The 26074-nt window shown below is 58.3% G+C and carries 24 protein-coding genes; 9 read left to right on the plus strand and 15 right to left on the minus strand.

Features of this window, described 5'->3' with window-relative positions; translation table 11 throughout:
- Positions 1-63 precede the first annotated feature (63 nt).
- Positions 64-1458, plus strand: a complete 1395-nt coding sequence (locus ACQZ63_RS05980) for a leucyl aminopeptidase (protein ID WP_013635292.1) — start codon at positions 64-66, stop codon at positions 1456-1458.
- 64 nt (positions 1459-1522) lie between these two features.
- Here ACQZ63_RS05980 and pncB read toward each other — a convergent pair whose 3' ends face one another.
- From pncB to ACQZ63_RS06020, 8 genes are all read right to left on the minus strand, one after another.
- On the minus strand, positions 1523-2827 hold the full coding sequence (gene pncB / locus ACQZ63_RS05985) for a nicotinate phosphoribosyltransferase (RefSeq protein ID WP_003514549.1): 1305 nt from the start codon (positions 2825-2827) through the stop codon (positions 1523-1525).
- A 158-nt stretch (positions 2828-2985) separates the two neighbouring features.
- Positions 2986-3345, minus strand: coding sequence for a hypothetical protein (locus ACQZ63_RS05990; protein WP_035251992.1), 360 nt, complete (start codon positions 3343-3345; stop codon positions 2986-2988).
- Positions 3346-3439: 94 nt separating this feature from the next.
- Positions 3440-4291 (minus strand): C40 family peptidase, encoded by an 852-nt coding sequence (locus ACQZ63_RS05995; protein ID WP_112496513.1) that lies wholly within the window; start codon positions 4289-4291, stop codon positions 3440-3442.
- 17 nt (positions 4292-4308) lie between these two features.
- The gene (locus ACQZ63_RS06000) at positions 4309-4653 is read right to left on the minus strand and encodes a MarR family winged helix-turn-helix transcriptional regulator (protein WP_003514544.1); all 345 of its coding nucleotides are present in this window, start codon (positions 4651-4653) and stop codon (positions 4309-4311) included.
- A gap of 368 nt (positions 4654-5021) precedes the next feature.
- Positions 5022-6128, minus strand: coding sequence for a DUF475 domain-containing protein (locus ACQZ63_RS06005; RefSeq protein ID WP_003514542.1), 1107 nt, complete (start codon positions 6126-6128; stop codon positions 5022-5024).
- Positions 6129-6435: 307 nt separating this feature from the next.
- Entirely contained in the window at positions 6436-7356 is a 921-nt protein-coding gene (locus tag ACQZ63_RS06010; RefSeq protein ID WP_019564504.1) for a DMT family transporter, read from the minus strand.
- Positions 7357-7472: 116 nt separating this feature from the next.
- A complete protein-coding gene (locus ACQZ63_RS06015) occupies positions 7473-8354 on the minus strand; it encodes a LysR family transcriptional regulator (RefSeq protein WP_113555603.1) in 882 nt (293 codons plus the stop codon).
- On the minus strand, positions 8351-8665 hold the full coding sequence (locus ACQZ63_RS06020) for a putative quinol monooxygenase (protein ID WP_013635289.1): 315 nt from the start codon (positions 8663-8665) through the stop codon (positions 8351-8353). Before ACQZ63_RS06020 ends, ACQZ63_RS06015 begins: the two co-directional genes overlap by 4 nt.
- A 175-nt stretch (positions 8666-8840) precedes the next feature.
- On the opposite strand from ACQZ63_RS06020, the gene ACQZ63_RS06025 reads away from it, so the two are divergent.
- Entirely contained in the window at positions 8841-10337 is a 1497-nt protein-coding gene (locus ACQZ63_RS06025) for a CoA-acylating methylmalonate-semialdehyde dehydrogenase (RefSeq protein ID WP_003514535.1), read from the plus strand.
- A gap of 78 nt (positions 10338-10415) precedes the next feature.
- On the opposite strand, the gene ACQZ63_RS06030 is transcribed toward ACQZ63_RS06025, so the two are convergent.
- Positions 10416-11465, minus strand: a complete 1050-nt coding sequence (locus ACQZ63_RS06030) for a Fe(3+) ABC transporter substrate-binding protein (RefSeq protein ID WP_333717854.1) — start codon at positions 11463-11465, stop codon at positions 10416-10418.
- A gap of 173 nt (positions 11466-11638) precedes the next feature.
- Here ACQZ63_RS06030 and rirA point away from each other — a divergent pair, with 173 nt between their 5' ends.
- The 7 genes from rirA to ACQZ63_RS06065 all read left to right on the plus strand — a co-directional run bounded on the left by rirA (position 11639) and on the right by ACQZ63_RS06065 (position 17902).
- Positions 11639-12109, plus strand: a complete 471-nt coding sequence (gene rirA / locus ACQZ63_RS06035) for an iron-responsive transcriptional regulator RirA (protein WP_003514531.1) — start codon at positions 11639-11641, stop codon at positions 12107-12109.
- Between the two features lie 170 nt (positions 12110-12279).
- Positions 12280-13326 carry an AbrB family transcriptional regulator gene (locus ACQZ63_RS06040; protein WP_003514529.1) on the plus strand — a complete coding sequence of 349 codons (1047 nt, stop codon included), beginning with the start codon at positions 12280-12282 and terminating at the stop codon, positions 13324-13326.
- Between the two features lie 141 nt (positions 13327-13467).
- A complete protein-coding gene (gene osmF, locus ACQZ63_RS06045) occupies positions 13468-14379 on the plus strand; it encodes a glycine betaine ABC transporter substrate-binding protein OsmF (protein WP_013635286.1) in 912 nt (303 codons plus the stop codon).
- Between the two features lie 87 nt (positions 14380-14466).
- Positions 14467-15633 (plus strand): ABC transporter permease, encoded by a 1167-nt coding sequence (locus tag ACQZ63_RS06050; RefSeq protein ID WP_162763597.1) that lies wholly within the window; start codon positions 14467-14469, stop codon positions 15631-15633.
- Positions 15630-16568 carry an ABC transporter ATP-binding protein gene (locus ACQZ63_RS06055; protein ID WP_113555604.1) on the plus strand — a complete coding sequence of 313 codons (939 nt, stop codon included), beginning with the start codon at positions 15630-15632 and terminating at the stop codon, positions 16566-16568. The genes ACQZ63_RS06050 and ACQZ63_RS06055 overlap by 4 nt, the downstream gene beginning before the upstream one ends.
- Positions 16565-17305, plus strand: coding sequence for an ABC transporter permease (locus tag ACQZ63_RS06060; protein ID WP_019564507.1), 741 nt, complete (start codon positions 16565-16567; stop codon positions 17303-17305). The genes ACQZ63_RS06055 and ACQZ63_RS06060 overlap by 4 nt, the downstream gene beginning before the upstream one ends.
- 108 nt (positions 17306-17413) lie before the next feature.
- Positions 17414-17902 carry a gluconokinase gene (locus ACQZ63_RS06065; RefSeq protein ID WP_003514519.1) on the plus strand — a complete coding sequence of 163 codons (489 nt, stop codon included), beginning with the start codon at positions 17414-17416 and terminating at the stop codon, positions 17900-17902.
- Here ACQZ63_RS06065 and ACQZ63_RS06070 read toward each other — a convergent pair.
- From ACQZ63_RS06070 to ACQZ63_RS06095, 6 genes are all read right to left on the minus strand, one after another.
- Positions 17899-19200 (minus strand): NAD(P)/FAD-dependent oxidoreductase, encoded by a 1302-nt coding sequence (locus tag ACQZ63_RS06070; RefSeq protein WP_162731080.1) that lies wholly within the window; start codon positions 19198-19200, stop codon positions 17899-17901. The genes ACQZ63_RS06065 and ACQZ63_RS06070 overlap by 4 nt on opposite strands.
- Position 19201: 1 nt before the next feature.
- Positions 19202-20563, minus strand: coding sequence for a glutamine synthetase family protein (locus tag ACQZ63_RS06075; protein WP_003514517.1), 1362 nt, complete (start codon positions 20561-20563; stop codon positions 19202-19204).
- A gap of 235 nt (positions 20564-20798) precedes the next feature.
- Positions 20799-22046, minus strand: a complete 1248-nt coding sequence (locus ACQZ63_RS06080) for an NAD(P)/FAD-dependent oxidoreductase (RefSeq protein WP_025592115.1) — start codon at positions 22044-22046, stop codon at positions 20799-20801.
- Between the two features lie 102 nt (positions 22047-22148).
- Positions 22149-23789: an ABC transporter ATP-binding protein gene (locus tag ACQZ63_RS06085; RefSeq protein WP_113157286.1), complete on the minus strand. Its 1641-nt coding sequence runs from the start codon at positions 23787-23789 to the stop codon at positions 22149-22151.
- Positions 23790-23794: 5 nt separating this feature from the next.
- Positions 23795-24940, minus strand: a complete 1146-nt coding sequence (locus ACQZ63_RS06090; RefSeq protein WP_003514514.1) for an ABC transporter permease — start codon at positions 24938-24940, stop codon at positions 23795-23797.
- Positions 24940-26034, minus strand: coding sequence for a microcin C ABC transporter permease YejB (locus tag ACQZ63_RS06095; RefSeq protein ID WP_003514512.1), 1095 nt, complete (start codon positions 26032-26034; stop codon positions 24940-24942). Before ACQZ63_RS06095 ends, ACQZ63_RS06090 begins: the two co-directional genes overlap by 1 nt.
- Between the last annotated feature and the right edge of the window lie 40 nt (positions 26035-26074).

Below are 26074 nucleotides of genomic sequence, written 5' to 3' on the forward strand. Positions count from 1 at the left end.
ATAATCTGTTAACCCTAACAGAGCGTTAATCGCACCGATTCTCGACAGTTACGAAAGCAGACCATGGCGCCCTATCAGTTCATCGAACGCCCGACACCTTTCAGCTCCAAGGCTGGCAGCACCCTGCCGGTTTTCGCCGTGACGCCAGCCCATATCGAACAGGGTGCCATCGATCCTGTTGCTCTGGACTGGGCGAAAAAAGCGGGTTTCAAGGCCGAAGCAGGCGCCGTATTGCTTGTTCCCTCTTCCGATGGTTCGCTGGGTGGCGTTCTTCTCGGCCTTGGGGGCAATCCCTCAGAAATCCCGTTCATAACCGGAAAACTGGCCCGCGAGCTGCCCGAAGGCGAGTGGCATATTGAAACCGCGCCATTGACGGCCAATCGGCTGGCTCTCGGTTTCGGCCTCGGCAGCTACCGCTTCGACAAATACAAGACAACCAAAACCAGCGGGGCAAAGCTTCTCATTCCGCAGGATGCCGAAGATGGTGAGATCAAGCGCGTTCTGGCCGGCGTCTTCCTCGCTCGCGATCTCATCAATGTTCCGGCCAACGATATGGGACCGGACGAGCTTGAGATCGCCTTCCGCAGCCTTGCCGCACACTACAAGGCAAAGGTGGGCGTCATTACCGGCGACGATCTGCTGAAGGAAAACTTCCCGCTCATCCACGCCGTCGGCCGCGCCAGCGAAAGCGCACCGCGCCTTCTGGAAATGAACTGGGGCAAGAAGGGAAATCCCCGCCTGACCCTCGTTGGCAAGGGTGTCTGCTTCGATACTGGTGGTCTCGATATCAAGCCAGCCGCCTCCATGGCGCTGATGAAGAAGGACATGGGTGGTGCGGCCAATGTTCTCGGTCTCGCGCTGATGATCATGGACGCGAAGCTGCCAGTCAATCTTCGCGTCCTGGTGCCCGCCGTCGAAAACTCCATTTCCGCCAACGCCTTCCGTCCCGGTGATATCTACAGGAGCCGCAAGGGCCTGACGGTACAGATCGACAATACGGATGCGGAAGGCCGTCTCGTTCTGGCCGATGCGCTGGCCTATGCCGACGAGGATGCGCCGGACCTGATGATTGACATGGCAACGCTCACGGGTGCCGCCCGCGTTGCTCTCGGCCCGGATCTGCCGCCCTTCTATACCGATGACGACGATCTGGCCCACGATATCGCGGAAGCAAGCATCGATACCGACGATCCCCTGTGGCGCATGCCGCTCTACATGGGGTACGACAAGGATATCCGCTCACGCGCGGCCGATATCACCAACGCGCCATCAGGCGGCATGGCAGGATCGATCACCGCCGCTTTGTTCCTGAAGCGTTTCGTCACCAATACGAAAAAATGGGCACATTTCGATATTTACGGCTGGTCCTTGAGCGAAAGGCACCATTCATCGATCGGCGGCGAGGCTCAAGGGATCAGAGCACTCTTCCATTACATCACACACCAGTTTGCGAAGTAAATCGGTACCACGGTTGATCTGACTGGCCCACGGGCGCTTCGTTAAGCGGAGCGCCCGGCCTTAATCAAACCAGAACCTTCTGTTCCTTGAGATCTTCCTCACCAAAGAACTTCAGATAACGCTCCACCTCGGATCGTTCGCCTGTCGCTTTTTGCGGATTATCGGAGAGTTTCACGGCTGGCCGACCATTGGCGTCGCTGACCTTGCAGACAATGGAAATCGGCTTCAAGCTGGCGATGGTCTTCGGCGCGCAACCGGCGAAATCATTGGTCAGATTGGTGCCCCAGCCGAAGCTCATGCGCACCCGGCCTTCGAAATGCCTGTATGTATCAACGATGGCATCGACATCGAGCCCATCTGAGAAAATCAGCATCTTCTTGCGGGGGTCACGGCCCATCTTCTGCCACCACTCGATGATCTTTTCCCCGCCTTCGATCGGCGGCGCGCTGTCGGGACGGAAGCCCGTCCAGTCCGCCACCCATTCCGGCGCGTTGCGCAGAAAGGCCGCCGTACCAAAAGCATCGGGCAGCACGATCAGCAGATTGCCGCCGTAAAGCCGGTTCCAGTCCTTCAGAACCTGATAGGGCGCTGCGGCCAATTCCTCGTTGGTCTGCGCCAGCGCCGCAACCACCATCGGCAATTCATGCGCATTGGTGCCGACCGCCTCAAGGTCGGAATCCATGGCGAGAAGGACATTGCTCGTGCCGGTGAAGGCAGGGCCGATGCCTTCCTTCAGCGCCTCGACGCACCAGCGCTGCCACAGAAAACTGTGGCGGCGGCGGGTGCCGAAATCGGAAATGCGCAGGCCCGGCAGTTCCCGCAACCGTTCGACCTTTTCCCACATCTTGGCCTTTGCGCGGGCGTAGAGAACATCCAGCGTGAAATAACCAAGCGAGCGCATTGCGCTGCGCGAGCGTAGCTCATTGATGATCGCCAGCGCCGGGATTTCCCAGAGTGTCGTATCCATCCAGCGGCCGTGGAAATTCAGCTCATATTGCCCGTCTCGCTTGAAAAGCTCGTATTCCGGCAGCTGGTAGCTCGAAAGCCAGGAGAGGAATTCCGGCTCGAAGATTTGCGAGCGGCCGTAGAAGGTGTTACCCGCAAGCCAGATGTTCTCCTTCTTGGAGAGGCGCAGGGTACGCGCGTGATCGAGCTGCTCGCGCAGTTCCATCTCGTCGATCTCTTCCGCCAACCGCACCGTCTTCGTGCGGTTGATGAGCGAAAACGTCGCGTCGACTTCCGGATAGAGTTTCCAGATCATCTGCAACATCAGCAGCTTGTAGAAATCCGTATCGATCAGGCTGCGGACGATCGGATCGAGTTTCCAGGTGTGATTGTGGACACGGGTTGCTATATCGGTCTTCGTCATGCTTGCATTCCCCAGCATCGGCCCAGAACATCGGCAGGGCCGACGTCACCCCGCACCTCGGCAGGTATTATCAACCTGTCATGTCAAAGATTTATCTGAAAAAGCAACAACAAGTCCAGAGTGCGGGCGGCGCAAACGCCGCTTTAAGTCATATTACTTCAGAAGGTCGGGTCGACTGGATTGATGCCGGGATACCAGTCCTTGGAGATGGGATTTCTGCCACCGAAGCTGGAGATGCCGTTCTCATCGGTGCAGCGATAGCCCTGAACCGGCAGACCGCGGCTACCGAAAACATCGCGGTATGGGCCGCGTGCATATCCAGTTACACCAAGTTCGCTATGGCAATTGTAACGCACCTTGGGCTGTAGCGTTCGCGGGTCCTTGACACCCGGCAGGTTCGCATAGGCATCTGGAGCCGGAGCAAAACCATTCTGAAAAACGGTCTGCGCCTGCGCGGAAGCGCTCATTAACACCGCTGCCAGGATCGCTGCCAATCGTGTTGCCATTTTTGTGTTCATCGATGCCGGTCCCGTACCATCATTCAACCGATGTAGGCTTTCGGCTGTGGTCGCACAAAGGGCGAGGCAGGCACAATTTCGTGAAGCCGCCGCCTCAGCCTTCCAGACGCCGGAAAGCCGTCGGCTTTTCGTAAAGCCAGCCGATGCGCTCGATGGCCTCATTGAGATTTTCGCGTGCAACATTCATCGTGTGGCCATTGGCATGCAGCAGCGTCTCTTCGTTTTCCATGAGCCCGACATGGCCCCTCCAGAAAACCAGATCGCCGCGGCGCAATTCATCGCGTTCTATTTCCACGCCGAGCGATTTCACCTGCATGTCGGTATCGCGCAGAACCCGTCGGCCCGTCATCGCCATGGACAATTGCACGAGGCCCGAGCAATCGATGCCGAAGCCGGAGCGGCCGCCCCAGAGATAAGGCGTCTCGATAAAGCGCAAGGCCACCGCAACATAGTCCTCTTCGAGAGCGGCATCGACTGGTCGGCAATGGGCAGCGATTATGCCTTCGCCTTTTTCGGTCAGCAGATAGCGGGTGCCGCGTGTCTCGGCCTCACCAACGATCCGGACCATGCTGCCCATGGAAATGGCTGCGACCGGCGGTTTGCGCAATTCGGCGGAAGGATAGAGGAAGGTGCGTGGCGCAACCACCTGGTGGGTAACGGCAACGACATCGCCGATTGCCGTCTCCGGCACGTAACCGGCATAACCGTCAGCATCCGCCTGCACCCAGGCCCAGCCATTCGCCCGGTCGAAAATGCGCACGGTTTCACCAAACAGCAGCTCCGTATCGATGCCGGCGGCAAGGTCAGGCGTTGGCCGCAGGCCAATAACCGGCACCGCGATCTGGGCGGGCGAACCGCTGACGAAACGCTCGGCCTGAACCACGCCTTGCAGTTTCTCATCGGCCAGATCGGAGCGGAAGACATTCAGGCGGCGGTCGAGCATCATGGTTTCACATCCAGAGGTTAGATCTTGCGTGCCTGATCAATAATCAGATCGCCGAATTTTTCCAGATAGAGCGCACCTGCCACGGTGCGTTTTATCACGACATTGCGCTTGTCCCGTTCGTCCCGCACCCTGTCAACCAGCCCGAGCGCCCCCAGACTGTCGAGTGCGCGGGTGATGACCGGTTTGGTCACGCCCAGCAAGGCGGCGAGGCCCCGGACGGTATGTGGCGGCGGCACGAGGTATATCTGCAGCAGGATTGTAGTCTGGCGCAAGGTCAAATCCGGCGCATCGGCCGTGACCTGGGCAGCAGATACGCGATGCCAAAGCCCCAAGGCCTCCGTAGGCGAAAGTTCTGCAGGCAAACCGGTAACCTTCCAGTCGTTATCTCACCGTTTTCATTCAACGGAGCGGAAAACTCAAGAAGCATACCGCACAAACAGAACCGCCGCGCCTTCGCAGATCATAAAAGATCGCGCGGCGCGGCGGTGTTGTTTAAACCCGTTTGTCGGGCCTTTAATGTCCCCTCTGGACTTGCAAGATGAGATGCAGGAAGCGTGCCAGTTTTACTGCAGTGCACAAATACGAGCAAAAACAGGTGCTTGGGGTATAATTCCGATGTTATGTTCAAATTTTCCGCAAGGCGGAAACAGCAACAAAAACAGGCAATCAGCAATTCAGTGCTTAAAAACTGCCTTCCGCCGTAACAGCGGAAGGCTGGGATCGGGATGGGTCAGATTTCCGCACCGCGAGCGGCATCGGTCGCATCTGCATTGTGCCGCCGGTTATGTCGGATCGACGACCAGAGCGAAATGCCGATCAGGGTCGCGCCACCAAGGCCGGTAATGACCTCCGGAATGTGGAACATCGTCTGCACGTACATGATGACGGACAGGATGAGGATCGCGTAGAAAGCGCCGTGTTCCAGATAGCGGTATTCGGCGAGCGTTCCCTTTTCCACCAGCATGATCGTCATCGAGCGCACGTACATGGCGCCGATACCGAGGCCGATGGCGATGATGAACAGGTTCTGCGTCAGCGCAAAAGCACCGATGACGCCATCGAAGGAGAAGCTTGCATCGAGCACTTCGAGATAGAGAAACGCACCGAAGCCGCCTTTTGCAGCGCCTTCGAGCACTTCCTGGCTACGATCGAGAATACCGCCGACGACTTCCACCAGCAGGAAGGTCAAAAGACCCCAGATTGCCGCATGGAAAAAGGTGTTGGCCGCAACCGGACCAAGCTCCGGATTGTCGCTGGCGCCGATGATACGAGAGAAGGCCAGCATGACGACCAGCACGAAGGCGATCTCGATACCCTTGACGGAGGAATAGACCGCAGCCTTTTCCTCGATCCAGCGCACCCAGTGCACGTCCTTCTCATGGTCGAAGAAGAAGTTGAGACCGACCATCATCAGGAAGGTACCGCCGAAAGCAGCGATCGGCAGATGGGCGTCACGCATGATTTCTGCATAACGTTCCGGCTGCGTGGCCGCCATGACGAGCGCCGTCCAGGGGCCGACATTGGCGGCAACGACCACGATCAGCAGCGGGAAGACGATACGCATGCCGAAAACGGCAATCAGAATACCCCAGGTCAGGAAGCGATGCTGCCAGACTGGCGTCATCTCTTTCAGCTTGTTGGCGTTGACGATGGCGTTGTCGAAGGAAAGCGAAATTTCCAGCACGGCAAGCACCGCACAAATGAAGAAGATCGTCGCTGTTCCACTGACAGTTCCGGTCATTTCCCAGCCGAGATAGCCGCCAAGGATCAGACCGACGATGGTGACGATAAAAGCCCACTTGAAGTAGGAAAGTGTAGTTTTCTGGGCGGCGCTCATGTCCGGTTACCTCCGGTAACGAGAGCGATTGCGGAACGACGCAGGACGTCGGACCGCACGCAGAAAGCACGCGCGCGAAGCACATTCAGGTTTTTCATAGTTTTTAATCCGCCGGCCAATTTTTGCAGGCGGTACCGACATCACGAGAGCGCCGTAAAACTCTCGCCAGAGGGGCCCGGCACCTTTGTTTCCTCTGCCCTTGCGAGACATATGATCGCAGGACCTTCTCTTACTCCTCGAAGATCACCTCTTCGTCAAGTCCCGTGATGATTTCGGCGGCAACATCACGGGTAAACAGAGGAAATACCTAGTCCGCAGCCAGTATATCCACCTTTTCGCGACCGCGTTTGAGCGTATTTTCACGGAAGAAAATATAAAGGCCGGAAAGAACGATCAGGCCCGCACCGACGACGATACTGGTCTGCGGCACATCATCAAAGAACAGCCAGCCAAAGACCACCGCCCAGAGCAGCAATGTGTATTGCAGCGGCGCGACGGTCGCGGCGTCCGCGAGCTTCAGAGCGCGGTTGACCAGCACATGCGCCGCCATGGCGACCACGCCGAGCAGGCCGAGGAAAGCGAGATCGAAACCGGACTGGACCGGCAACCAGCCAGACGGCGTGACGAACACCGCAACGAGGCCCGCAAGCCCCGCACCGATGATCTGCCAGAAAGCGAGCACCGTATCGGGCGTGTTGCGTAGCTGGCGTCCGGACAACATCATGAAGGCGAAGGCGGCGCTGCCGAGAATGGAAAACAGTGCGGCCGAGGTGAGGCTTGCCGAGCTTGGCTGCAAGGCAATGAGAACACCGACGAAACCAATTGCGATGGCCGTCCAGCGACGCCAGCCAACCTTTTCTCCCAGGAGAAACGGCGATAGAGCCGCCACATAAATGGGGGCGGCGAGCCAATAGGTCATCACGTCGGCCAGCGGCAGGGCAGCGACTGCGAAATAGAAACAGAAAAGCTCGGCGGTGGAGAAGAATACGCGCGCCACCTGAAGAGACGGTCGCTCGATTTTCATGAGGCCGGAAAGACCGCCTTTCCACACGATCGGAACCAGGATGACAAGGGCAGCGACGCTGCGGATGAGGATCACCTGCCCCTGGCTGTAGGTCGAAACCAGCCATTTTCCCATAGCGTCGTTCAACGCGAAAAGCAGCATTCCAAGCAGCATGACGGCCACGCCGAGGCCAGTCGGCGAAAGCTTTCGTAATATATTCGGCATGTCAGGTTCCGTTCTCTCCCAATGGCTGCATTGGTCGTTCAGCCAGCCCTCGTTTGTCAAGCCCGAAGCGGGAGGAGTCGCGTATTAATAGTACTAATAAATCGGCAATTTCGATGTCACGCGAACATGCGCTTCTCTTCGGCAACGAGTTCCTGGAGAAAATCGACCACCGTGCGCACGCGGACCAACTGACGGGCGGATTCGTGATAGGCCGTCCAATAGGACCGGCTTATGCTCATATGCGGCATGATCCGCAGAAGTTCGGGATATTGTCCGGCAATGTAATTGTGCAGGATGCCGATACCGGCGCCCGAGCGCACCGCCTCGGTCTGACCGGTGGCGCTGGAGATTTCAAAGGCGGCGTCCCAGTCTCGCATGATCTCGCCGGTATAGTTCAGAGAAGGCGAGAAGATCAGATCCTCGACGTAGCCGATGCGCCGATGGCGCTTGAGTGTTTCCACATCCGCCGGCGTTCCATATTCGGAGAGATAGGACTTCGATGCGTAGAGCCCCAGCGAATAGTCGGTGAGCTTGGAAAACATCAGCCTACCCTGTTCCGGCCGCTCTATGGTGATGGCGATATCGGCCTCGCGCTGCGACAGGGAAAAGGAGCGCGGCACCGGCACGAGCTGGATTTTCAGGTCGGGATAACGCGCGGTCAGCTGGCCAAGCCGTGGTGCAAGAAAAGAAACCCCGAGACCATCGGGCGCGCCGATGCGCACCGTTCCCGCCACTGCCGTATCGACACGACCGAGATTTGCCTGCGCATTCAGCATTTCGGTTTCCATGCGCTCGGCGGCGCCCAAAAACAGCTGACCTTCTTCGGTCAGTTCGCAACCGTTCGTCCGGCGGATAAATAATTGGGTCTTCAGTGCCTGCTCCAGCGACGTCAATCGTCGCGAAAGCGTTGCGTGGTTGAGGCCGAGCCGTTTCGATGCGGCAAGGATCTGCCCGGAGCGGGCAACGGCAAGGAAGATGCGGACGTCATCCCAATTCATGGTTTGCTGCGCAGCATTATGGGTTCGACGTCAAGCAAGGTCAGCGACGTCACCATTCCTGCCACACCCTCTTTGTATTTCAGAAAATGCGGCGTTTGCAGATGCGCTTCATATGCCGCCCGGTCCGCGTAGACTTCGAGGATGCGAATCTTTTCCGGGCTGCCTTTAATTGCCACCGCATTTAACGCAAGCACACCAATTTCCAGGCTGACCGAAGCTTCGATCTCTTCTGCAAGCAGTCTGCGGTAGGCATCCAGCTGGGTTGGATCGATTTCGATTTCAGCCATCCGCACGACCGGTTCATCGCTCATCAAGCTTCTGACCTTCTGTTGACCGGCGAACGTGTGGGTGTCGGAAATCCGCCGCCACCCTCAAAATGCTCGCCTTGCTTCAATTTACGCACAACGGTTTCTTATCTGAGTTCATTGATTTGTACAAATTCAAGTGCAATGCTGCACCCATCAAAAAATCGCGGAGGAAAGCCCCATGAGGGAAATCGGTCATTTCATCAACGGCAAGCATGTGTCCGGCACCAGTGGCCGCACATCTAACGTCTACAACCCGGCAACCGGCGAAGTGCAGGCGACTGTCGCGCTTGCCAGCGACGCCGAGCTGCGCGCTGCCGTGGAAAGCGCAAAAGCGGCACAGCCGAAGTGGGCCGCCACCAACCCGCAGCGCCGCGCCCGCGTTTTCTTCAAGTTCGTCGAACTTCTGAACCGCGACATGAATGAACTGGCGGTGCTGCTCTCCAGCGAGCACGGAAAGACCGTCGAAGATTCCAAGGGCGATATCGTGCGCGGCCTCGAAGTCTGCGAATTCGTCTGCGGCATTCCGCATCTGCAGAAGGGTGAGTTCACCGAGGGCGCTGGTCCCGCCATCGACATGTATTCGATCCGCCAGCCGGTCGGCATCGGTGCGGGCATCACGCCGTTCAACTTTCCGGGGATGATCCCAATGTGGATGTTTGCGCCGGCAATCGCCTGCGGCAACGCCTTTATCCTCAAGCCTTCCGAGCGCGATCCGTCCCTGCCGATCCGCCTTGCCGAACTGATGATTGAGGCAGGTCTTCCGGCCGGCATCCTCAACGTCGTCAATGGTGACAAGGGCGCTGTCGACGCCATCCTGACCGATCCGGATATTGGCGCGGTTTCCTTCGTCGGTTCCACGCCGATTGCCCGCTACGTCTACGGTACTGCCGCCATGAACGGCAAGCGCGCACAGTGCTTCGGCGGCGCGAAGAACCACATGATCATCATGCCTGATGCCGATCTCGATCAGGCCGTGAACGCCCTGATGGGCGCCGGTTACGGTTCGGCCGGCGAACGCTGCATGGCTGTGTCGGTTGCGGTTCCGGTTGGCGAAGAAACGGCCAACCGTCTCGTTGAAAAGCTCATCCCGCAGATCGAAGCACTGAAGATCGGCCCCTACACCGACGACAAGGCCGATATGGGCCCGCTCGTTACCAAGGAAGCCCAGACGCGCGTCAAGGGTCTGATCGACAGCGGTGTCGAGCAGGGCGCGAAACTGCTGGTCGATGGCCGCGACTTCAAGCTCCAGGGTTATGAAGACGGCTATTTCGTCGGTGGCTGCCTGTTCGACCACGTCACCCCTGACATGGACATCTACAAGACGGAAATCTTCGGACCGGTTCTCTCCGTCGTTCGCGCCAAGAACTACGAAGACGCGCTGGAACTGCCGATGAAGCATGAATATGGCAACGGTGTTGCGATCTACACCCGTGACGGCGATGCTGCGCGTGACTTCGCCAGCCGCATCAATATCGGCATGATCGGCATCAACGTTCCGATCCCTGTTCCGCTCGCCTACCACTCCTTCGGCGGCTGGAAGGCCTCAAGCTTCGGCGATCTCAACCAGCATGGAACGGATTCGATCAAGTTCTGGACGAAGACCAAGACGATCACCTCGCGCTGGCCGTCCGGCATCAAATCGGGTGCCGAATTCGTCATGCCGACGATGAAGTAAGCAATGCGTCTCTAAACAATGAACCGGCGGGCGATTGACCCGCCGGTATCCTAACCGGTCACAGGCGTGTTAACGGCGTCAATTGGTCGGGCCGTCGTTGAAACCCACTTCGTCCACCAGCTCGGATGCCTGTTTGCGGTGGGCGGCAATATCCGTCAGTGGCAGCTTGTCCGGATTGATCGGGCCGAAGCCCTTCACGACATCGGAAGGCTCCGCGCCGGGCAGCACCGGGTATTCGAAGACCTGCTTGGCATAGATTTCCTGCGCCTCGCGCGATGCCAAGAATTCCATCAGCTTCAGCGCATTGTCCTTGTTGGGTGCGTATTTGGTCAGCGCCATGCCGGAAATATTCACATGCGTTCCGCGATCTCCCGCATTGGGAAAGATCACCCGCACCGATCCCGCCCAGACCTTTTCCTCCGGCTCGCGGTCGTTGGTCAGCATCAGGCCGACATAATAGGTATTGCCGAGCGCGATATCGCATTCGCCGGAAAAGATCGATTTGGCCTGGCTGCGGTCTGTTCCATCAGGCTTGCGGGCAAGATTGTTCTTAAGGCCGGTCAGCCATGTCCGGGTATAATCGACGCCATGATGGGCGATCATCGAGGCGATCAGCGCGATATTGTAGGAATGCTGGCCGTCGCGAATGCAGATCTTGCCCTTCCATTTCGGATCGGCAAGCTCTTCATAGGTGATGTCTTTCTGGGTGACCCGCTCCTTTGAGGCATATACCACGCGGCCACGCGTCGTCAGGCCGAACCATTCGCCTTGCGGATCGCGCAGATTGGCCGGGATATCCTTTTCAATGACGGGATCGTTCAGCACCGGCTGTGTGACACCGCCTTCTTTTGCCTCGACAAGCCGGGCAATATCGACCGTCAACAGCACGTCGGCCGGCGAATTGACGCCTTCTGCCTGAATGCGCTCCACCAGACCCTTGTCGAGGAAGAGAACGTTGGCCTCTATGCCCGTTTCTTTCGTGAAGGCATCGAGCAGTGGCTGGATCAACTCGGGCTGCCGGTAGGAATAGACGTTCACCTCGCCGTCCGCAAAAGCAGCGGGCGCGGCCCAGAGGGTCGTCAGACCCGAAAAAACGGCAGCGGAAAAACACGATTTCAAGCTTGCCATTAAGAATGCCTCCATTACATTCAGATTCTTGACTTGTTTGTTCATGAATCATCAAAGCGGTCAACAAGGCTGTCCGAGAAATATAGGATGGCTGCCAGTTTTTTCAGTTTCTGGAATTGTTCTAAACTGAAAAAGAGACTATATAACTCCACATTGAGAGTTAGGAGACCAGCATGCGTTTGACCAAACAGACCAACTATGCCGTTCGCATGTTGATGTATTGCGCCGCAAATGAAGGCAAGTTGAGCCGCATTCCGGAGATCGCCAGGGCTTATGGCGTATCTGAGCTGTTCCTTTTCAAAATTCTGCAGCCGCTCAACAAGGCCGGTCTGGTGGAAACCGTGCGCGGCCGTAACGGCGGCGTGCGTCTTGGTAAACCCGCTGAGAAAATCAGCCTGTTTGACGTGGTGAAGGTGACCGAAGACAGTTTTGCCATGGCGGAATGCTTCGAGGACGGTGCTGTCGAATGTCCGCTTGTGGATAGCTGCGGCCTCAACTCGGCGCTTCGCAAGGCGCTCAATGCCTTCTTCGATGTGCTGGCGGAATATTCCATCGACGATCTCGTCAAGGCGCGGCCGCAGATCAACTTCCTGCTCGGCATCGACACGGAAATGCCGAAGATCGCCGCCTTGCCGGCCGCCTGATCATCCCATTGCCCAAGCAACAATTGCGCTAGCCCGTGTCCGCAGGTCACGGGCTTTTCTTTTATAGAATACTTCGGAAATGCAATATTTTTGGTCGAGCGTGTTGACGCCAGGAGACGAAGCGGCGCATTTGGTCGCGAGCTTTTTTGAAGCAATCAGCCAGCGTCGCAATGATCATCAAGCCTGAATTCCATACATTTGCACTTACCGCGCTCGTCGGCAGCATGGGTGCGCTGCTTGCCAGTCTCCTTAACGTTCCAGCGCCGTTTCTGTCCGGTCCGGCGCTCGCCGTGACGATTACGGGACTGGCGGGCGTGAAGCTTGGGATTCCCGCCTTCATCCGCAATGCCTGTTTCGTTGTAGTCGGCATTTCGATGGGAACGAGCGTAACGCCGTCGGTGATCGATGCCGCTAAGACATGGCCACTGAGCTTCGTCATCGTGCTCGTTGCTGTCGTCATCATGCTGTATGTCGCCTATTGGATCCTGCATTACGGCTTCGGATACGACAGGACGACGGCGATGCTGGGCGCTTCGCCCGGGCACCTCAGCTATATCATCAGCCTCGGTGCCGAGACGAAAAGCGACCTTGCGACCGTCAGCATCGTGCAAAGCGTGCGGGTGCTGGCGCTGACGCTTTCCGTGCCGCTGATTGTTGAATATTTCGATCTCGTCAGCACGGAACCGCTCATCGCCAATCCACCGATGGGCCTGTTCACACTGGCCCTGACCATTGGCGCGTCGCTTGCGATGGGATGGCTGTTCCTTCGCTGGAGATTTCCCGCAGCCCTGCTGCTGGGCGGTGTCGCGGTTTCCATCGGCACCCATATTACCGGCCTCACCGAGGGCGGCGTTCCGAGCTGGCTCAGCCTGCCGGTCTATGTGCTGATCGGCTGTCTCATCGGCACGCGCTTTTCGAATGTGTCGCTGATGGATGTGCGAAAAGGCTTTCTGGCAGGTTTCGTCGTCACCATCGCCGTGATGGTGATCGCCGGAAGTATCGCCTGGATGATTTCCAACATTACAGGCGTTCCGCTCAATGCGGTGATGATCGCCTATTCGCCGGGCGGGCTTGAAACCATGGCGGCGATGGCCGTGATGATGCATGCCGATACCGCCTATGTCGGGTCACATCACGTCTTACGGCTCCTGTTCCTGTCGGTTCTCATGCCGCTGGTCATGGGCAAGGATGCACGCAAGCGGGACGGCGAAATCTAAGCCGGGCCAGCGCCCTCGCCATTCAGGTAAAAAACGCCAATGGCGTTGCAACCATTTGTTCCTCTGGCCGTTCATGTTTCTCCGCAATTGCGGCGGCGATTTTTCGCGTGTTCGACAGGCTGACCCACCGGAGGACTATTCATGAACCGCTTGATGATGTTGACAGGCGCCGGATTTGCGCTTGCCCTTTCTGTTTCCTTCGCTCAGGCGCAGGTGGTGGTGTCGTCTAAGATCGACACGGAGGGTGGCGTTCTCGGCAACATCATCCTTGCCGTGCTGAACAAGAACAATATCGAGACGACGGATCGCATCCAGCTCGGCGCTACCCCGGTCGTCAGAAAAGCGATCACTGCTGGCGAGATCGACATTTATCCGGAATACACAGGCAACGCCGCCTTCTTCTTCTCCAAGGCGGACGACCCGCTCTGGAAAGATGCCGCCAAGGCTTACCAGGAAGCCAAGACACTCGACTATGACGCCAACAAGATCGTCTGGCTGACACCATCGCCCGCAAACAACACCTGGGCGATCGCGCTGCGCAAGGATGTTGCCGACAAGAACAATCTGAAGACGCTTTCAGATTTCGGCAAATACATTGCCGGTGGCGGTGAGGTCGTTCTTGCCGCCTCCTCGGAATTCGTCAATTCCGCAGCCGCCCTGCCAGCATTTCAGACCACCTACGGCTTCACCATGAAGCCGGATCAGCTGATCACGCTTTCCGGTGGCGACACGGCTGCCACTATCGCTGCCGCCGCAAACCAGACGAACAATGCCAATGCTGCCATGGTCTATGGCACCGATGGTGGCATAGCGCCGTCCGGCCTTGTCGTGCTTGAGGACGACAAGCATGTGCAGCCCGTCTACCAGCCCGCGCCGATCATTCGCGAGGAAGTTCTGAAAAAGAACCCCAATATCGAGACATTGCTGAAACCTGTTTTCGAAAAGCTGGATCTGGCAACCTTGCAGGAGCTGAACGCCCGCGTGCAGGTGGGGGGCGAACAGGCCAAGGCAGTTGCGACCGACTTCCTGACGAAGAACGGTTTCCTCAAGTAATTGCCAGAGAACCGTTGGGGCGGGATATCGGAAACCATGTGAGGTTTTCACCATCCCGTCCGAACCTATGATCCGGGGGAGCGGAATTTGACGAAATGGCCTGACAAGGTAGGCGTGCTGATTTCGTGCCTGCTTCTCTACGCGCTTGCAGCGTCCCCCTTCATGACATTCCGAGCCAACCGGATCATTCAGGGTGAAACGCGAACGATCTTCGAAGCGCTTCCGGTTGCTGCTGCTACCCTCCTCGTCGCCATCATTGTTGTCGTCGCCTTCATCGCCTTTTTCCGGTTTCCGGCGCACCTGAAACTCGTCGCTGCGCTGGTCGGTCTCGCGGCGCTGGCGATCTTCGTCGGGCAGGCGGCGTCTGCGCTGACACCTGAGGGCAACAGTTTTGCCCGCGTTTCGCCCGCCAGCGGTTTCTGGTTGATGTTTACAGGGCTTGCATTGCTCGCCGCCGATTGCATTGCACGTCTCCAGCCGAAACCAACTCTGCGGATTTTGCTGTTGCTGGTGGCAACCGGGACGCTTGCGGCGGTCCTGACAAGCGGCCTCTGGGACGATCTCTCCATCATCAAGGAATATACCGGCCGGGCAGATATCTTCTGGACCGAAGCACTGCGGCATGTGGAACTTGCCATCGGGTCGCTGGTTGCAGCCACCCTCGCCGGTATCCCGCTCGGCATTCTCTGTTACAAGGTCGAGCGTTTGCGCTCCGGTCTACTGAACGCTCTCAATATCGTCCAGACCATTCCCTCCATCGCGCTTTTCGGCCTTTTGATCGCGCCACTCGGATGGATGGCAGCCAATGTGCCGGGTGCGGCGAAGATCGGCATCGCCGGCATCGGCATGGCGCCGGCCTTCGTGGCGCTATTTCTCTATTCGCTGCTGCCCGTTGTCTCCAATACGGTGGTCGGCCTGTCCGGCGTTTCGCAGGCAGTGCGGGAAGCCGCGCGCGGGCTTGGCATGACGCCACTGCAAAGGCTGCTGCGGGTGGAGTTTCCACTCGCCATGCCCGTCATCCTCACCGGCATCCGTATCGTGCTGGTGCAGAATATCGGTCTTGCGACCATCGCAGCTCTGATCGGCGGCGGTGGATTTGGCGTTTTCGTGTTTCAGGGCATAGGGCAGACCGCGATGGACCTCGTACTGCTCGGCACCGTGCCGACCGTTCTGCTCGGCTTCGCCGCCGCGATTACGCTCGACGCCCTTATCGACAGCAATCTCTTCAGCGCAGGCGGAAGGCAAAAGGCATGATCGAGATCGACACCATCACGAAACGATATGGCGATACGGTCGTGGTCGACCAGGTCTCCCTGACTGTGGCGCCGCGCACCGTCACCGTCATCGTCGGCACTTCCGGGTCGGGAAAAACCACGCTGCTGCGCATGATAAACCGGCTGGTGGAGCCGACCTCCGGCACTATCCGCATCGACGGAGACGATGTGAGCACCATGCCGGGCTACAAGCTGCGCCGTCAGATCGGCTATGCCATTCAGGGCCATGGGTTGTTCCCGCATCGCACCGTGGCGGAGAATATCGCGACGGTTCCGCAGCTCATCGGCTGGGACCGCAAGCGCATCGATGCGAAAATCGACGCGCTGATGCAGCTCTTCCAGCTGGATCCGGCGCTTTATGCCAACCGCTTTCCGCATGAGCTTTCAGGCGGCCAGCAACAGCGTGTCGGCGTGGCGCGTGCGCTTGCGGCCGAGCCGAACATTCTTCTGATGGACGAACCTTTCGGTGCACTGGACCCGGTTATCCGCGCAAAGGCCCAGAACGATCTTCTCGATATCCAGAAGAAGCTCGGTGTTACCATCGTTCTTGTCACGCATGATATGGATGAGGCCTTTCACCTGGCGGATCGTATTGCCGTCATGGACAAGGGCCGTATCGTTCAGGACTGCCCGCCGGCCGAGCTGGTGCTGAAACCGGCAACGAATTTCGTCCGCACCATGATCGGCGAAAACGAGCGCGCCCTGAAACTGCTATCCGTCCTGTCGGTTGCAGACGTCGTGGAGCCGGGAAGCGCTGAAGGCGAACCTTTGAATGAACATACCAGCCAGCGCGACGCCCTGTCTGCAATGTTGTGGGCGGGCTGCGATACCTTGCCGGTGCTGAAAGACGATGGCAAACCCGCAGGTATCATACGGCGCGATGTTCTCCTCCAGCGGGCTGCCGGAACCCCATGAAAAATGCCGCTTCGTTTTTCGCCCCCGGACTTCTGGTGCTGGCGCTAATAGCTTTTCTCGCGGCGCCGCAGGTTTTCGCACCGATATTCCGCCCTCTTGTGCAGACCAATGCGCCGGCGATCTACACGCAGGCCAATCTGCTTTCCCTGACACTGTCGCATCTGACCATTGTCGCAATCGCAACGGGGCTCGCCACGCTGGTGGCGGGAGCCCTTGCGGTTCTCGTCACCCGCCCTTTCGGCGCGGATTTTCTGCCGCTATCGCGCAGCATCGTCAATATCGGCCAGACCTTTCCGCCGGTGGCGGTGCTGGCGCTTGCCGTGCCGATGATCGGTTTTGGCGAGAAACCGACGCTCATTGCGCTATTTCTCTATGCGCTTTTACCGGTTTTCGAAAATACGCTGACAGGGCTGACCACGCTGCCGCCAACCGTCATGGATGCCGCAAAGGGCGCCGGCATGACCGGCTGGCAACGGCTTGTCAAAGTGGAGCTGCCCCTTGCCCTCCCGGCGATCCTCGCAGGCATCAGGCTTTCGGCGGTGATCAGCCTTTCAACAGCAACCATCGGTTCCACGGTCGCGGCCCGCACGCTCGGAGAGGTGATCATCGCCGGCCTGCAATCCAACAATCTCGCCTTCATCCTTCAGGGCGGATTGATCGTCGCTGTGCTGGCAATCCTGATCCACGCCAGCTTTTCTGCACTGGAAAAGGCAGCGGCCCGCAAAACCGGGCACTGACAAATGCAAGCTCCTCATTTTTATGTTCACGACATCCGCCGCGCATGTTAGGGGCTGACCGTCGAAACAGAAACATTCGAGGTTCGGGTGACAAAGGCAATCGTCGTGATGGGAGTGAGCGGCTCTGGCAAGTCCACGGTCGCAGAGGAACTGGCGGAAAAACTGGGCATTGCCTTTATTGAGGGCGACAAGCTTCACCCGAAATCCAATGTCGACAAAATGTCAGAAGGCATTCCGCTGACCGACGAAGATCGCTGGCCCTGGCTCGATCTGATTGGCGCAGAACTGCGCAAGGGAAACGAAAATAACGGTGTCGTCGTTTCCTGCTCGGCGCTGAAGAAAATCTATCGCGACCGCCTTCGCGAGGCTACCGGTGGCCCGCTCGCTTTCGTTTATCTGGACGGCAGCCTGGAACTTCTCAGCAGGCGTATGGGCGAACGCAAGGGGCACTTCATGCCGCTCTCGCTGCTCCAGACCCAGCTTGCCACGCTGGAAGTGCCGACGGGCGAACCCGGCGTCGTAACCGTCAGCATCGACGCCACGCCGGAGGAAATTACCGCAAACGCACTTTCGGGCCTGAAAGCGGTGATTTTTTAAAATTCGAGCCTGTCGCGCAGGCCGTACCACCATGCACCAAGCACGGTCAGCGGCACGCGGAACGTCTTACCGCCTGGGAACGGATAATTCGGCAGGGAACTCCAGACATCGAAACGCTCGGCGTGGCCTGCAACGGCCTCGCCCAATATCTTGCCGAGCAGATGCGTGGTGGTGACACCGTGGCCGCTGTCGCCATGCGAAAAATATACATTGTCCGACAGTTTGCCCATATGCGGGATGCGCGTCAGCGTCAGCGCGAAATTGCCGCTCCAGGCAAAATCGATCTTCGTTTTTTCCAGTTGCGGGAAAGTCTTCAGCATATTCGGACGGATCACCCCGGTCAGATCCGCCGGATCGCTGCCGCCATAACCGATACCACCGCCATAAAGCAGGCGGTTGTCGGAGGTGCGGCGATAATAATCGAGAATATAATTGGCATCCTCGACGCAATAATTGGCTGGCAGGAGTTGCTCGATCAGATCGGCATCAAGCGGCTCTGTCGCCATGACCTGGCTTGAGACCGGCATCATCCGGTCGCCGATTTCCGGCAGCAGCTTGCCGAGATAGGCATTGCCGCAGACGAGAACATATTTCGCCTTCACGCTGCCCGTCGCCGTGCGCACGACAGGGTTTACGCCCTGCTCCAGCGAAATGACCCTCGAATTTTCGAATATGCGCGCACCGAGACTTTCGGCCGCCGCGGCTTCCCCCTGCACCAGATTGAGCGGATGGATGTGGCCGCCGAAACGGTCGATCATGCCGCCGGCATAACGATCGGTCCGCACGTATTTTCCGACATCGGCTTTGGAGACCATCTCAAGCCCGCCATGGCCATGTTTTTCCCAATGGGCCTTGTGGGCCTCCATCTCGCGAATCTGTTTCGTCGTAAAGGCCGCAAAGAAACCGCCATCGACGAGATCGCAATCGATAGCGTATTTCGAAATGCGGCTGCGGATGATCTCCCCGCCTTCCAGCGACATTTCGCCGAGTTTCACCGCCTTGTCGTGGCCGTAACGACTGGCGATTGTTTCGAGGTCGCGGCTATAGCCATTCACGATCTGGCCGCCATTGCGCCCCGAGGCGCCGAAGCCGACCCGCACGCCTTCCAGCACGATAACGGAATAGCCGCGTTCGGAAAGTTCGAGTGCTGCGGAAATACCGGTAAACCCGCCACCGATGACGCAGACATCCGCTTCCATTGCGCCTTCAAGCGTTGGCCGCACGGATTTGACATTGGCGGAGGCCGCATACCAGGAGGATGTGTGGCCGGGATTGGGAATAGTCGTCACCTCAGCCATCTCACACCGTCCTGATATAGGCGTCATATTCGACGTCGGTTACACGCAGGGAAAATTCGGAAAGTTCCTGCTGTTTGCAGGCAGAAAACAGCGTGCGATAGCGCTGGCCAAGCGTCGCATAGGCGAAACTCGAACGCGTGAAACGCTGCAATGCATAATCCCAGTTGGTGGGCAAAGGTTCGTGATTGATGGCGTGGCTGTCGCCGGAAATCGCGCCGCCCGGCTGGCGTTTTTCCTTCATGCCGGCAAGGGCAGCACTCAGGATCATTGCCACAACAAGATAGGGATTGGTATCGGCGCCGGCGACACGATGTTCGATGCGGGTTGCGGCCTTGCTGGCAGTGATAACGCGCACCGCCGCCGAGCGGTTGTCTATGCCCCAGGAGGCATAGGTGGGCGCATGTTCGCTGGGCGTCAGGCGGCGATAGGAATTGGCATGGGGAGCGAAGATCGCCATGCTCTCCCCCATGTTTTCCAGAAGGCCGCCGACCGAATGCATCAGCGCGTCCGATGGGCCGTTTTCCCCGGCGTAGATATTCCTGCCGTCACTATCGAGAACGGAAAAATGCACATGCATGCCATTGCCGGCCTGTAACCCGTACGGCTTCGCCATGAAGGTGGCGTCGAGATCGTGCCGCCGCGCCACACCCTTGACGATACGTTTCAGGAAAACAGCGAAATCGGCGGCCCGCAACGCGTCCGGCACATGATTGAGGTTGATTTCATATTGGCCAGGGCCGTTCTCCCGCAGCGTCGTGTCGGCAAGAACACCCTGCGCCCTGCATGCGGTGGCGATATCATGGAAGACATCCTCGAAATCCTGCAATTCGGAAATCGACAGAACCTGTGTCTGGCCCGTGTGCCACCGGCCTTCGCGGCTGTGCGGCGGACGCACCGGATCGAGCGCAGAGCGAACCGGGTCGATCAGGTAAAATTCAAGTTCGGTCGCCACGACCGGCGTGAGGCCGGCCTTTTTGTAGGCTTCCAGCACCCTTGCCAGAACATTGCGCGGATCGCCATAAAACCCAGTTCCATCAGGATTTTTCATCGCGAGCAGGACTTGCGCGGTCGGCCGGCCGAGCCATGTCACCCGAGACAGCGTGCCGGGAACAGGAAAGCAGAACCCGTCCGGATCGCCCGTCCCTTCGGCGAGGCCTGCGGCATGCACATCGCGGCCCCAGATATCCAGCGCATAGACCGAGCGTGGGATCGCCATTCCCTTTTCAAGGACATCGATCGCCCTTTCGCGCGGAATCCATTTGCCGCGCGGCACGCCATTTGCATCTATGACGAAGGCTTCGAGAATTTCGATATCGGGGTTATCGTCGAAAAATTTCTTTGCTTTTTCAATATCATCCATCATGCACCAGCAGGCTGTTTCTCTTCTGTTTCGCGCGCAGAAGCGCTTCGCTAACGAAAATCGTCCTGCTGTTGATAGATGAGAAACCTCGCCGTCATGATGACGCTTGCCCCTTTTCCCTTTTTATAAGCCCATGTTACGTGGCCCGCCGCGGGAAGGCCAGCGGATTCGGCCATCAGAGCGGGATGGCGAAAAGTGTACACGGTTTTCGCCAGAGATGATTTCAGTTCATCAGGATCTAGGGATTGAACCTTTCGGGTCGATAGGCATCGATGGCGATGACCGGCGTTTCTCCCAGCATGGTTTCCGCCAGCACACGGCCAGTGATGGGCCCGAGTGTGAGGCCGTGATGGGCGTGACCGAACGAGAACCACAATGTCCTGTGGCGCGGCGCCTTGCCGATGATCGGCATCATATCCGGTGTGCAGGGACGCGCGCCCATCCAGGGTTCCGCATCCAGCCTGCCGCCCAGAGGAAAGACGGTGCGGGCGACCCGTTCCGCCCGCTCGATCTGCACGGGAGATTTCGGCGCATCGCGTTCGGCAAATTCCGCGCCGGTCGTCAGGCGGATGCCTTTGCGCATTGGCGCGAGGAAATAACCGCGCTCGGCGTCGATTAGCCAGTTGTTGAGCTTGGTTCCCTCCTGCGGCGCATAGTGCATGTGATAGCCGCGTTTCACGCCGAGCGGAAAGCGGTAACCGAGCCGTTCCGTCACCGTATCCGCCCAGGGGCCTAGTGCGACAACGGCATGTTCAGCCTCCACCGCCCCGGTCTCGGTGCGTACCGTCCAACCACTTGTCGTCTGGCTGAGCGTGGATGCATCACCCCGGACAAAGGTTCCGCCAAGGCTCTCGAACAGTTTGACATAGGCGAGCGTCAGCGCATGTGGATCGCGCACCGACCATGGATCATTCCATTTTAAACCGCCGACGAAATCGCGGCTGAGATGCGGCTCCGCCGCGGCGAGTTCCGCCCCATCGAGTTTCGTGTGGGAGATGCCGTGGTCGCGCGCCAGACGTTCGGCGAAAGCAAAGTCTGCATCCCGCCTTTCGGCGGTCCTGTAGGCCTCCATCCAACCGTTTTTCACGATTAGATCGCCGGCCTTGGCTTCATCGATCAGGATGCTGTGTTCGGAGACCGAGTGCTCGATCAGTGGCGCGTAGGCGCGGGCAATTGCTGCGTGGCGCGTGGCTGCGGAATTATACCAGTAGCGGCCAAGAAAAGGCGCGATCTTCGGCAGGGCCGAGAGATGATAACGGGCATCGATGCTGTTGTTCAGGGAATAGCGGAGAAGCCGGCTAACTTCCTGCGGGAAGGCGTAGGGAACGACACCCTCTCTCTGGATCAGTCCGGCATTGCCGAAGGAGGTTTCCTCACCCGGTCCCCGCCGGTCCACCAGCACCACCGATTTGCCCCTGCGGGCCAGTTGCAAAGCGACGGAGACCCCGATGATCCCCGCCCCCAAAACGATCACATCCGCTGCCATGGCATTCAATCCGTTTGCGTATCTCGTCCCCTCAACATGGGTCGGCATTTTGCGCAAAGCAACAGAAAAATCATCGTCTTAATAGAAACAGCAATGCGCCTGCTACTGGCTCACCGCTTTAGTTTCGACTGCCTCGATATTGAAAGCAGCAGCCAGCAGGGCCTTGGTATATTCCTGTTGCGGATCGGCGAATATCTCCGCTGCCGGGCCGCTCTCCACCACCTTGCCGTTGCGCATAACGATTACGTCGTTGGCAAGCGCTTTAACTACCTTCAGGTCGTGGCTGATGAAGAGATAGGCGAGTTCGTGGCGGGCCTGAAGATCGCGCAAGAGATCGACCACCTGTGCCTGCACGCTCATGTCGAGCGCCGATGTGGGCTCGTCCAACATGACGAAGCGGGGTTTCAACACCATGGCGCGGGCAATGGCGATACGCTGACGCTGGCCACCGGAAAATTCATGCGGATAGCGCCAGCGCGTCGCCGGGTCGAGCCCGACTTCTTCCAGCGCCTGGGCGACACGGGTATCCCGCTCATCGGCGGAAAGCTGTCGCTCGTGCACCTTCAGACCCTCGGCAACGATTTCGCCCACCGACATGCGTGGGCTGAGCGAACCATAAGGATCCTGAAACACCACCTGAAGCCGATTTCTGAGCGGCTTCATCATTTCATAGGAATAGCTGTCGATCGACTGACCGATAAAACTGATACGCCCCTCAGACGCTATAAGACGCGATAGGGCGAGACCGAGTGTCGTTTTGCCGGAGCCGGATTCGCCCACGACGCCAACCGTCTGTCCTGCGCGCAGGGTAATATCGATACCGTCAACCGCCTTCACGTGGTCGACCACCTTGCGCATCAGCCCCGCCTTGATCGGGAACCAGACTTTTATGTCGTCGCCCTGCATGACGACAGGTTTGCTGGCATCGGAAAGCGGCGGCTCGCCCTTGGGTTCGGCAGCCAGAAGATGGCGGGTATAGGCATGCTGCGGATCGGTAAACACCTGCTCCACCGTGCCGGTCTCGACGATCTTTCCCTTGGTCATCACGCAGACACGATCGGCAAACTTACGGACAATGCCGAGATCGTGGGTGATGAACAGCATGGACATGCCGTGCCGGTTTTTGAGGTCGCTCAGCAGTTCAAGGATCTGCGCCTGAACGGTTACATCGAGTGCGGTCGTGGGTTCATCTGCGATCAGCAGTTTCGGCCGGTTGGCAAGCGCCATGGCGATCATCACGCGCTGCCGCTGGCCGCCGGACAATTCATGCGGATAGGCCTTCAGGCGCTTTTCCGGCTCGCGGATGCCCACCTGCAATAACAGTTCCAGCGTGCGCGCCCGCGCTTCACCGCCGGTGATTGCCTGATGCAGCTCCAGAATCTCGCCGATCTGCCGCTCGATGGTGTGGAGCGGGTTGAGCGAGGTCATCGGCTCCTGGAAAATCATGGTGATGTCGTTGCCGCGAACAGCGCGCAACGCGCGTTCCGGCAGGGTCAGCATATCCTTGCCGTCGAACAGGATTTTGCCCGAAGGATGGCTCGCCGCCGGATAGGGCAGCAATTTGAGAATGGAGTTCGCCGTGACCGATTTTCCCGAGCCGGATTCCCCGACTAGGGCGACAACTTCGCCCGGCATCAGGTCGAAGGAGACATGATCTACGGCGACGCTGGTCGCTCCACCCTGATGAAAGGCAACGGAGAGATCACGGACGGAGAGAAGCGGCTGGGTCTTTGTTTCCATCATGGCGATCACCGGAACGTCTTGCGTGGGTCGAAGGCGTCTCGCACCGCCTCGCCGACGAAGATCAGCAGCGACAGCATGATGGACATGGTGAAGAAGGCCGTGAGGCCAAGCCAGGGCGCCTGAAGATTGTTCTTGCCCTGCGCGATCATCTCGCCCAGCGACGGCGATCCCGGCGGCATGCCGAAGCCGAGGAAATCGAGCGAGGTCAAAGTGGTGATCGAGCCGGAGAGGATGAACGGCAGGAAGGTCAGTGTTGCCACCATGGCGTTTGGCAGAAGATGCCGGAACATGATTGTCCAGTTGCCGACGCCAAGGGCGCGGGCGGCGCGGACATATTCGAAGTTTCTGGCACGCAGGAATTCCGCCCGCACGATGCCGACGAAGCCGACCCATGAAAACAGCAGCATGATGCCAAGCAGCACGAAGAAACCCGGCGGCAGAATGGCTGCGATGATCAGCAGGATGTAAAGCACTGGCATGGATGACCAGATTTCAATGAAACGCTGCAACAGCAGGTCCGTCCAGCCGCCGAAATAACCCTGGATGGCGCCGGCAGTCACCCCAACGAGGGCGGAAGCGATCGTCAGCGTCAGGCCGAAAAGCACGGAAATACGGAAGCCATAGATCATCCGCGCCGTGACGTCGCGCGCTTGATTGTCGGTTCCGAGCCAATTGAGATTGCCGAGCGTACAGCCGGGATCGGCATTGCCCTGCGGATAGGCCGAGCAGCGGTCCTTTTCATCCATCAGCCAGAAGGGTGCCGTGGGGGCGGAATGCGGAATGTTGGAATTGACCGTCTGATAGGAATAGCGGATCGGCGGCCAGATCATCCAGCCATTGGCGTTGATCTCGTCCTGAATGAAGGAGGATTTGTAGTCAGTCTGGGCAAGGAACCCGCCAAACTTTTCCTCCGGATAATCGACCATGACCGGCACCAGAAATTCGCCCTTGTAAGAAGCGAAAATGGGTTTGTCATTGGCGATGAATTCCGCAATCAGGCTCAGGAAAAACAGGATCAGGAACAGCCAGAAGGACCAATAACCGCGCCGGTTTGCCTTGAAATTCTGCCAGCGGCGCTTGGTGGTTGGTGAAAACCACGGGCGCTTCGGCTTTACCAACGTTTCCGTTGCGGCGGTATGGGCAAGCGTCATCACACGTCCCTCCGCTCGAAATCGATTCGCGGATCGATCCATGTGTAGATAAGGTCGGATAGGAGGCTGACCACGAGGCCCATCAGCGAAAAGATGAAGAGCGTGCCGAACACGATCGGGTAGTCGCGATTGACGACCGAGAGATAACCGAGGCGGCCTAGGCCATCCAGCGAGAAGATATTCTCGATCAGCAGCGAACCGGTGAAGAATGCCGAGATGAAGGCGCCCGGAAAACCGGCGATCACGATCAGCATCGCATTGCGGAAAACGTGGCCATAAAGAACCTTGCGTTCGCTGAGCCCCTTGGCGCGGGCGGTCACGACATATTGCTTCTTGATCTCGTCGATGAAGGAATTTTTCGTCAGAAGCGTCGTCGTCGCGAAAGCCGAAAGCGATAGCGCGATCAGTGGCAGGGTCAGGTGCCAGAAATAGTCGATGATCTTCTGCCACCAGTTCAGCTGGTCAAAATTGTCCGATACCAGACCGCGCAGCGGGAACCAGTCGAAGAACGATCCGCCGGCGAAAAGCACGATGAGAAGAATGCCGAACAGGAAGCTTGGAACGGCATAACCGATGATGATGATGCCTGATGTCCAAATATCAAAGGTCGAGCCGTCGGAAACGGCTTTCTTGATGCCGAGTGGAATGGAGATCATGTAAGAGATTATCAGGATCCAGAAGCCGAGCGACATCGAGACCGGCAGCTTGTCGATGATGAGATCGATGACCGAGGAATTGCGGAAGAAGCTGTCGCCGAAATCGAAGCGTATGTAATTCCACATCATTTCGAGAAAACGGGTGAGCGGCGGCTTGTCGAAACCGAACTGTTTCTCAAGCTTGGCGATCAGCTCCGGATCAAGGCCCTGCGCACCGCGATATTTCGAGCCGCTTTCATCGAAACCGCCGGACTGGCCCATAAGATCGCCGCCGCCGGAGAGGCGGTCGGAGGCGCTGTCGCCCTGCCCAGTCAGTTGCGCGACGACCTGTTCCACCGGCCCGCCCGGCGCGAACTGGATGACAAGAAACGAAATGCCCATAATGCCGATAATGGTCGGGATCATCAGCGCCAGACGTCTGAGAATATAGGCGCCCATCAGCCTTTGCTCCCGGCTGATACGTCAGCGGTTTTCGTTT

The sequence above is a fragment of the Agrobacterium sp. CG160-95 genome (genome assembly GCF_053521725.1).

Excerpts from the sequence above, each read along its gene's own strand:
- ACQZ63_RS05980 (WP_013635292.1), top strand. The coding sequence starts at position 64 with ATGGCGCCCTATCAGTTCATCGAACGCCCGACACCTTTCAGCTCCAAG.
- pncB (WP_003514549.1), bottom strand. The coding sequence starts at position 2,827 with ATGACGAAGACCGATATAGCAACCCGTGTCCACAATCACACCTGGAAA.
- ACQZ63_RS05990 (WP_035251992.1), bottom strand. The coding sequence starts at position 3,345 with ATGAACACAAAAATGGCAACACGATTGGCAGCGATCCTGGCAGCGGTG.
- ACQZ63_RS05995 (WP_112496513.1), bottom strand. The coding sequence starts at position 4,291 with ATGATGCTCGACCGCCGCCTGAATGTCTTCCGCTCCGATCTGGCCGAT.
- ACQZ63_RS06005 (WP_003514542.1), bottom strand. The coding sequence starts at position 6,128 with ATGAGCGCCGCCCAGAAAACTACACTTTCCTACTTCAAGTGGGCTTTT.
- ACQZ63_RS06010 (WP_019564504.1), bottom strand. The coding sequence starts at position 7,356 with ATGCCGAATATATTACGAAAGCTTTCGCCGACTGGCCTCGGCGTGGCC.
- ACQZ63_RS06015 (WP_113555603.1), bottom strand. The coding sequence starts at position 8,354 with ATGAATTGGGATGACGTCCGCATCTTCCTTGCCGTTGCCCGCTCCGGG.
- ACQZ63_RS06020 (WP_013635289.1), bottom strand. The coding sequence starts at position 8,665 with ATGAGCGATGAACCGGTCGTGCGGATGGCTGAAATCGAAATCGATCCA.
- ACQZ63_RS06025 (WP_003514535.1), top strand. The coding sequence starts at position 8,841 with ATGAGGGAAATCGGTCATTTCATCAACGGCAAGCATGTGTCCGGCACC.
- ACQZ63_RS06030 (WP_333717854.1), bottom strand. The coding sequence starts at position 11,465 with ATGGCAAGCTTGAAATCGTGTTTTTCCGCTGCCGTTTTTTCGGGTCTG.
- rirA (WP_003514531.1), top strand. The coding sequence starts at position 11,639 with ATGCGTTTGACCAAACAGACCAACTATGCCGTTCGCATGTTGATGTAT.
- ACQZ63_RS06040 (WP_003514529.1), top strand. The coding sequence starts at position 12,280 with ATGATCATCAAGCCTGAATTCCATACATTTGCACTTACCGCGCTCGTC.
- osmF (WP_013635286.1), top strand. The coding sequence starts at position 13,468 with ATGAACCGCTTGATGATGTTGACAGGCGCCGGATTTGCGCTTGCCCTT.
- ACQZ63_RS06055 (WP_113555604.1), top strand. The coding sequence starts at position 15,630 with ATGATCGAGATCGACACCATCACGAAACGATATGGCGATACGGTCGTG.
- ACQZ63_RS06060 (WP_019564507.1), top strand. The coding sequence starts at position 16,565 with ATGAAAAATGCCGCTTCGTTTTTCGCCCCCGGACTTCTGGTGCTGGCG.
- ACQZ63_RS06065 (WP_003514519.1), top strand. The coding sequence starts at position 17,414 with ATGGGAGTGAGCGGCTCTGGCAAGTCCACGGTCGCAGAGGAACTGGCG.
- ACQZ63_RS06070 (WP_162731080.1), bottom strand. The coding sequence starts at position 19,200 with ATGGCTGAGGTGACGACTATTCCCAATCCCGGCCACACATCCTCCTGG.
- ACQZ63_RS06075 (WP_003514517.1), bottom strand. The coding sequence starts at position 20,563 with ATGATGGATGATATTGAAAAAGCAAAGAAATTTTTCGACGATAACCCC.
- ACQZ63_RS06080 (WP_025592115.1), bottom strand. The coding sequence starts at position 22,046 with ATGGCAGCGGATGTGATCGTTTTGGGGGCGGGGATCATCGGGGTCTCC.
- ACQZ63_RS06085 (WP_113157286.1), bottom strand. The coding sequence starts at position 23,789 with ATGATGGAAACAAAGACCCAGCCGCTTCTCTCCGTCCGTGATCTCTCC.
- ACQZ63_RS06090 (WP_003514514.1), bottom strand. The coding sequence starts at position 24,940 with ATGACGCTTGCCCATACCGCCGCAACGGAAACGTTGGTAAAGCCGAAG.
- ACQZ63_RS06095 (WP_003514512.1), bottom strand. The coding sequence starts at position 26,034 with ATGGGCGCCTATATTCTCAGACGTCTGGCGCTGATGATCCCGACCATT.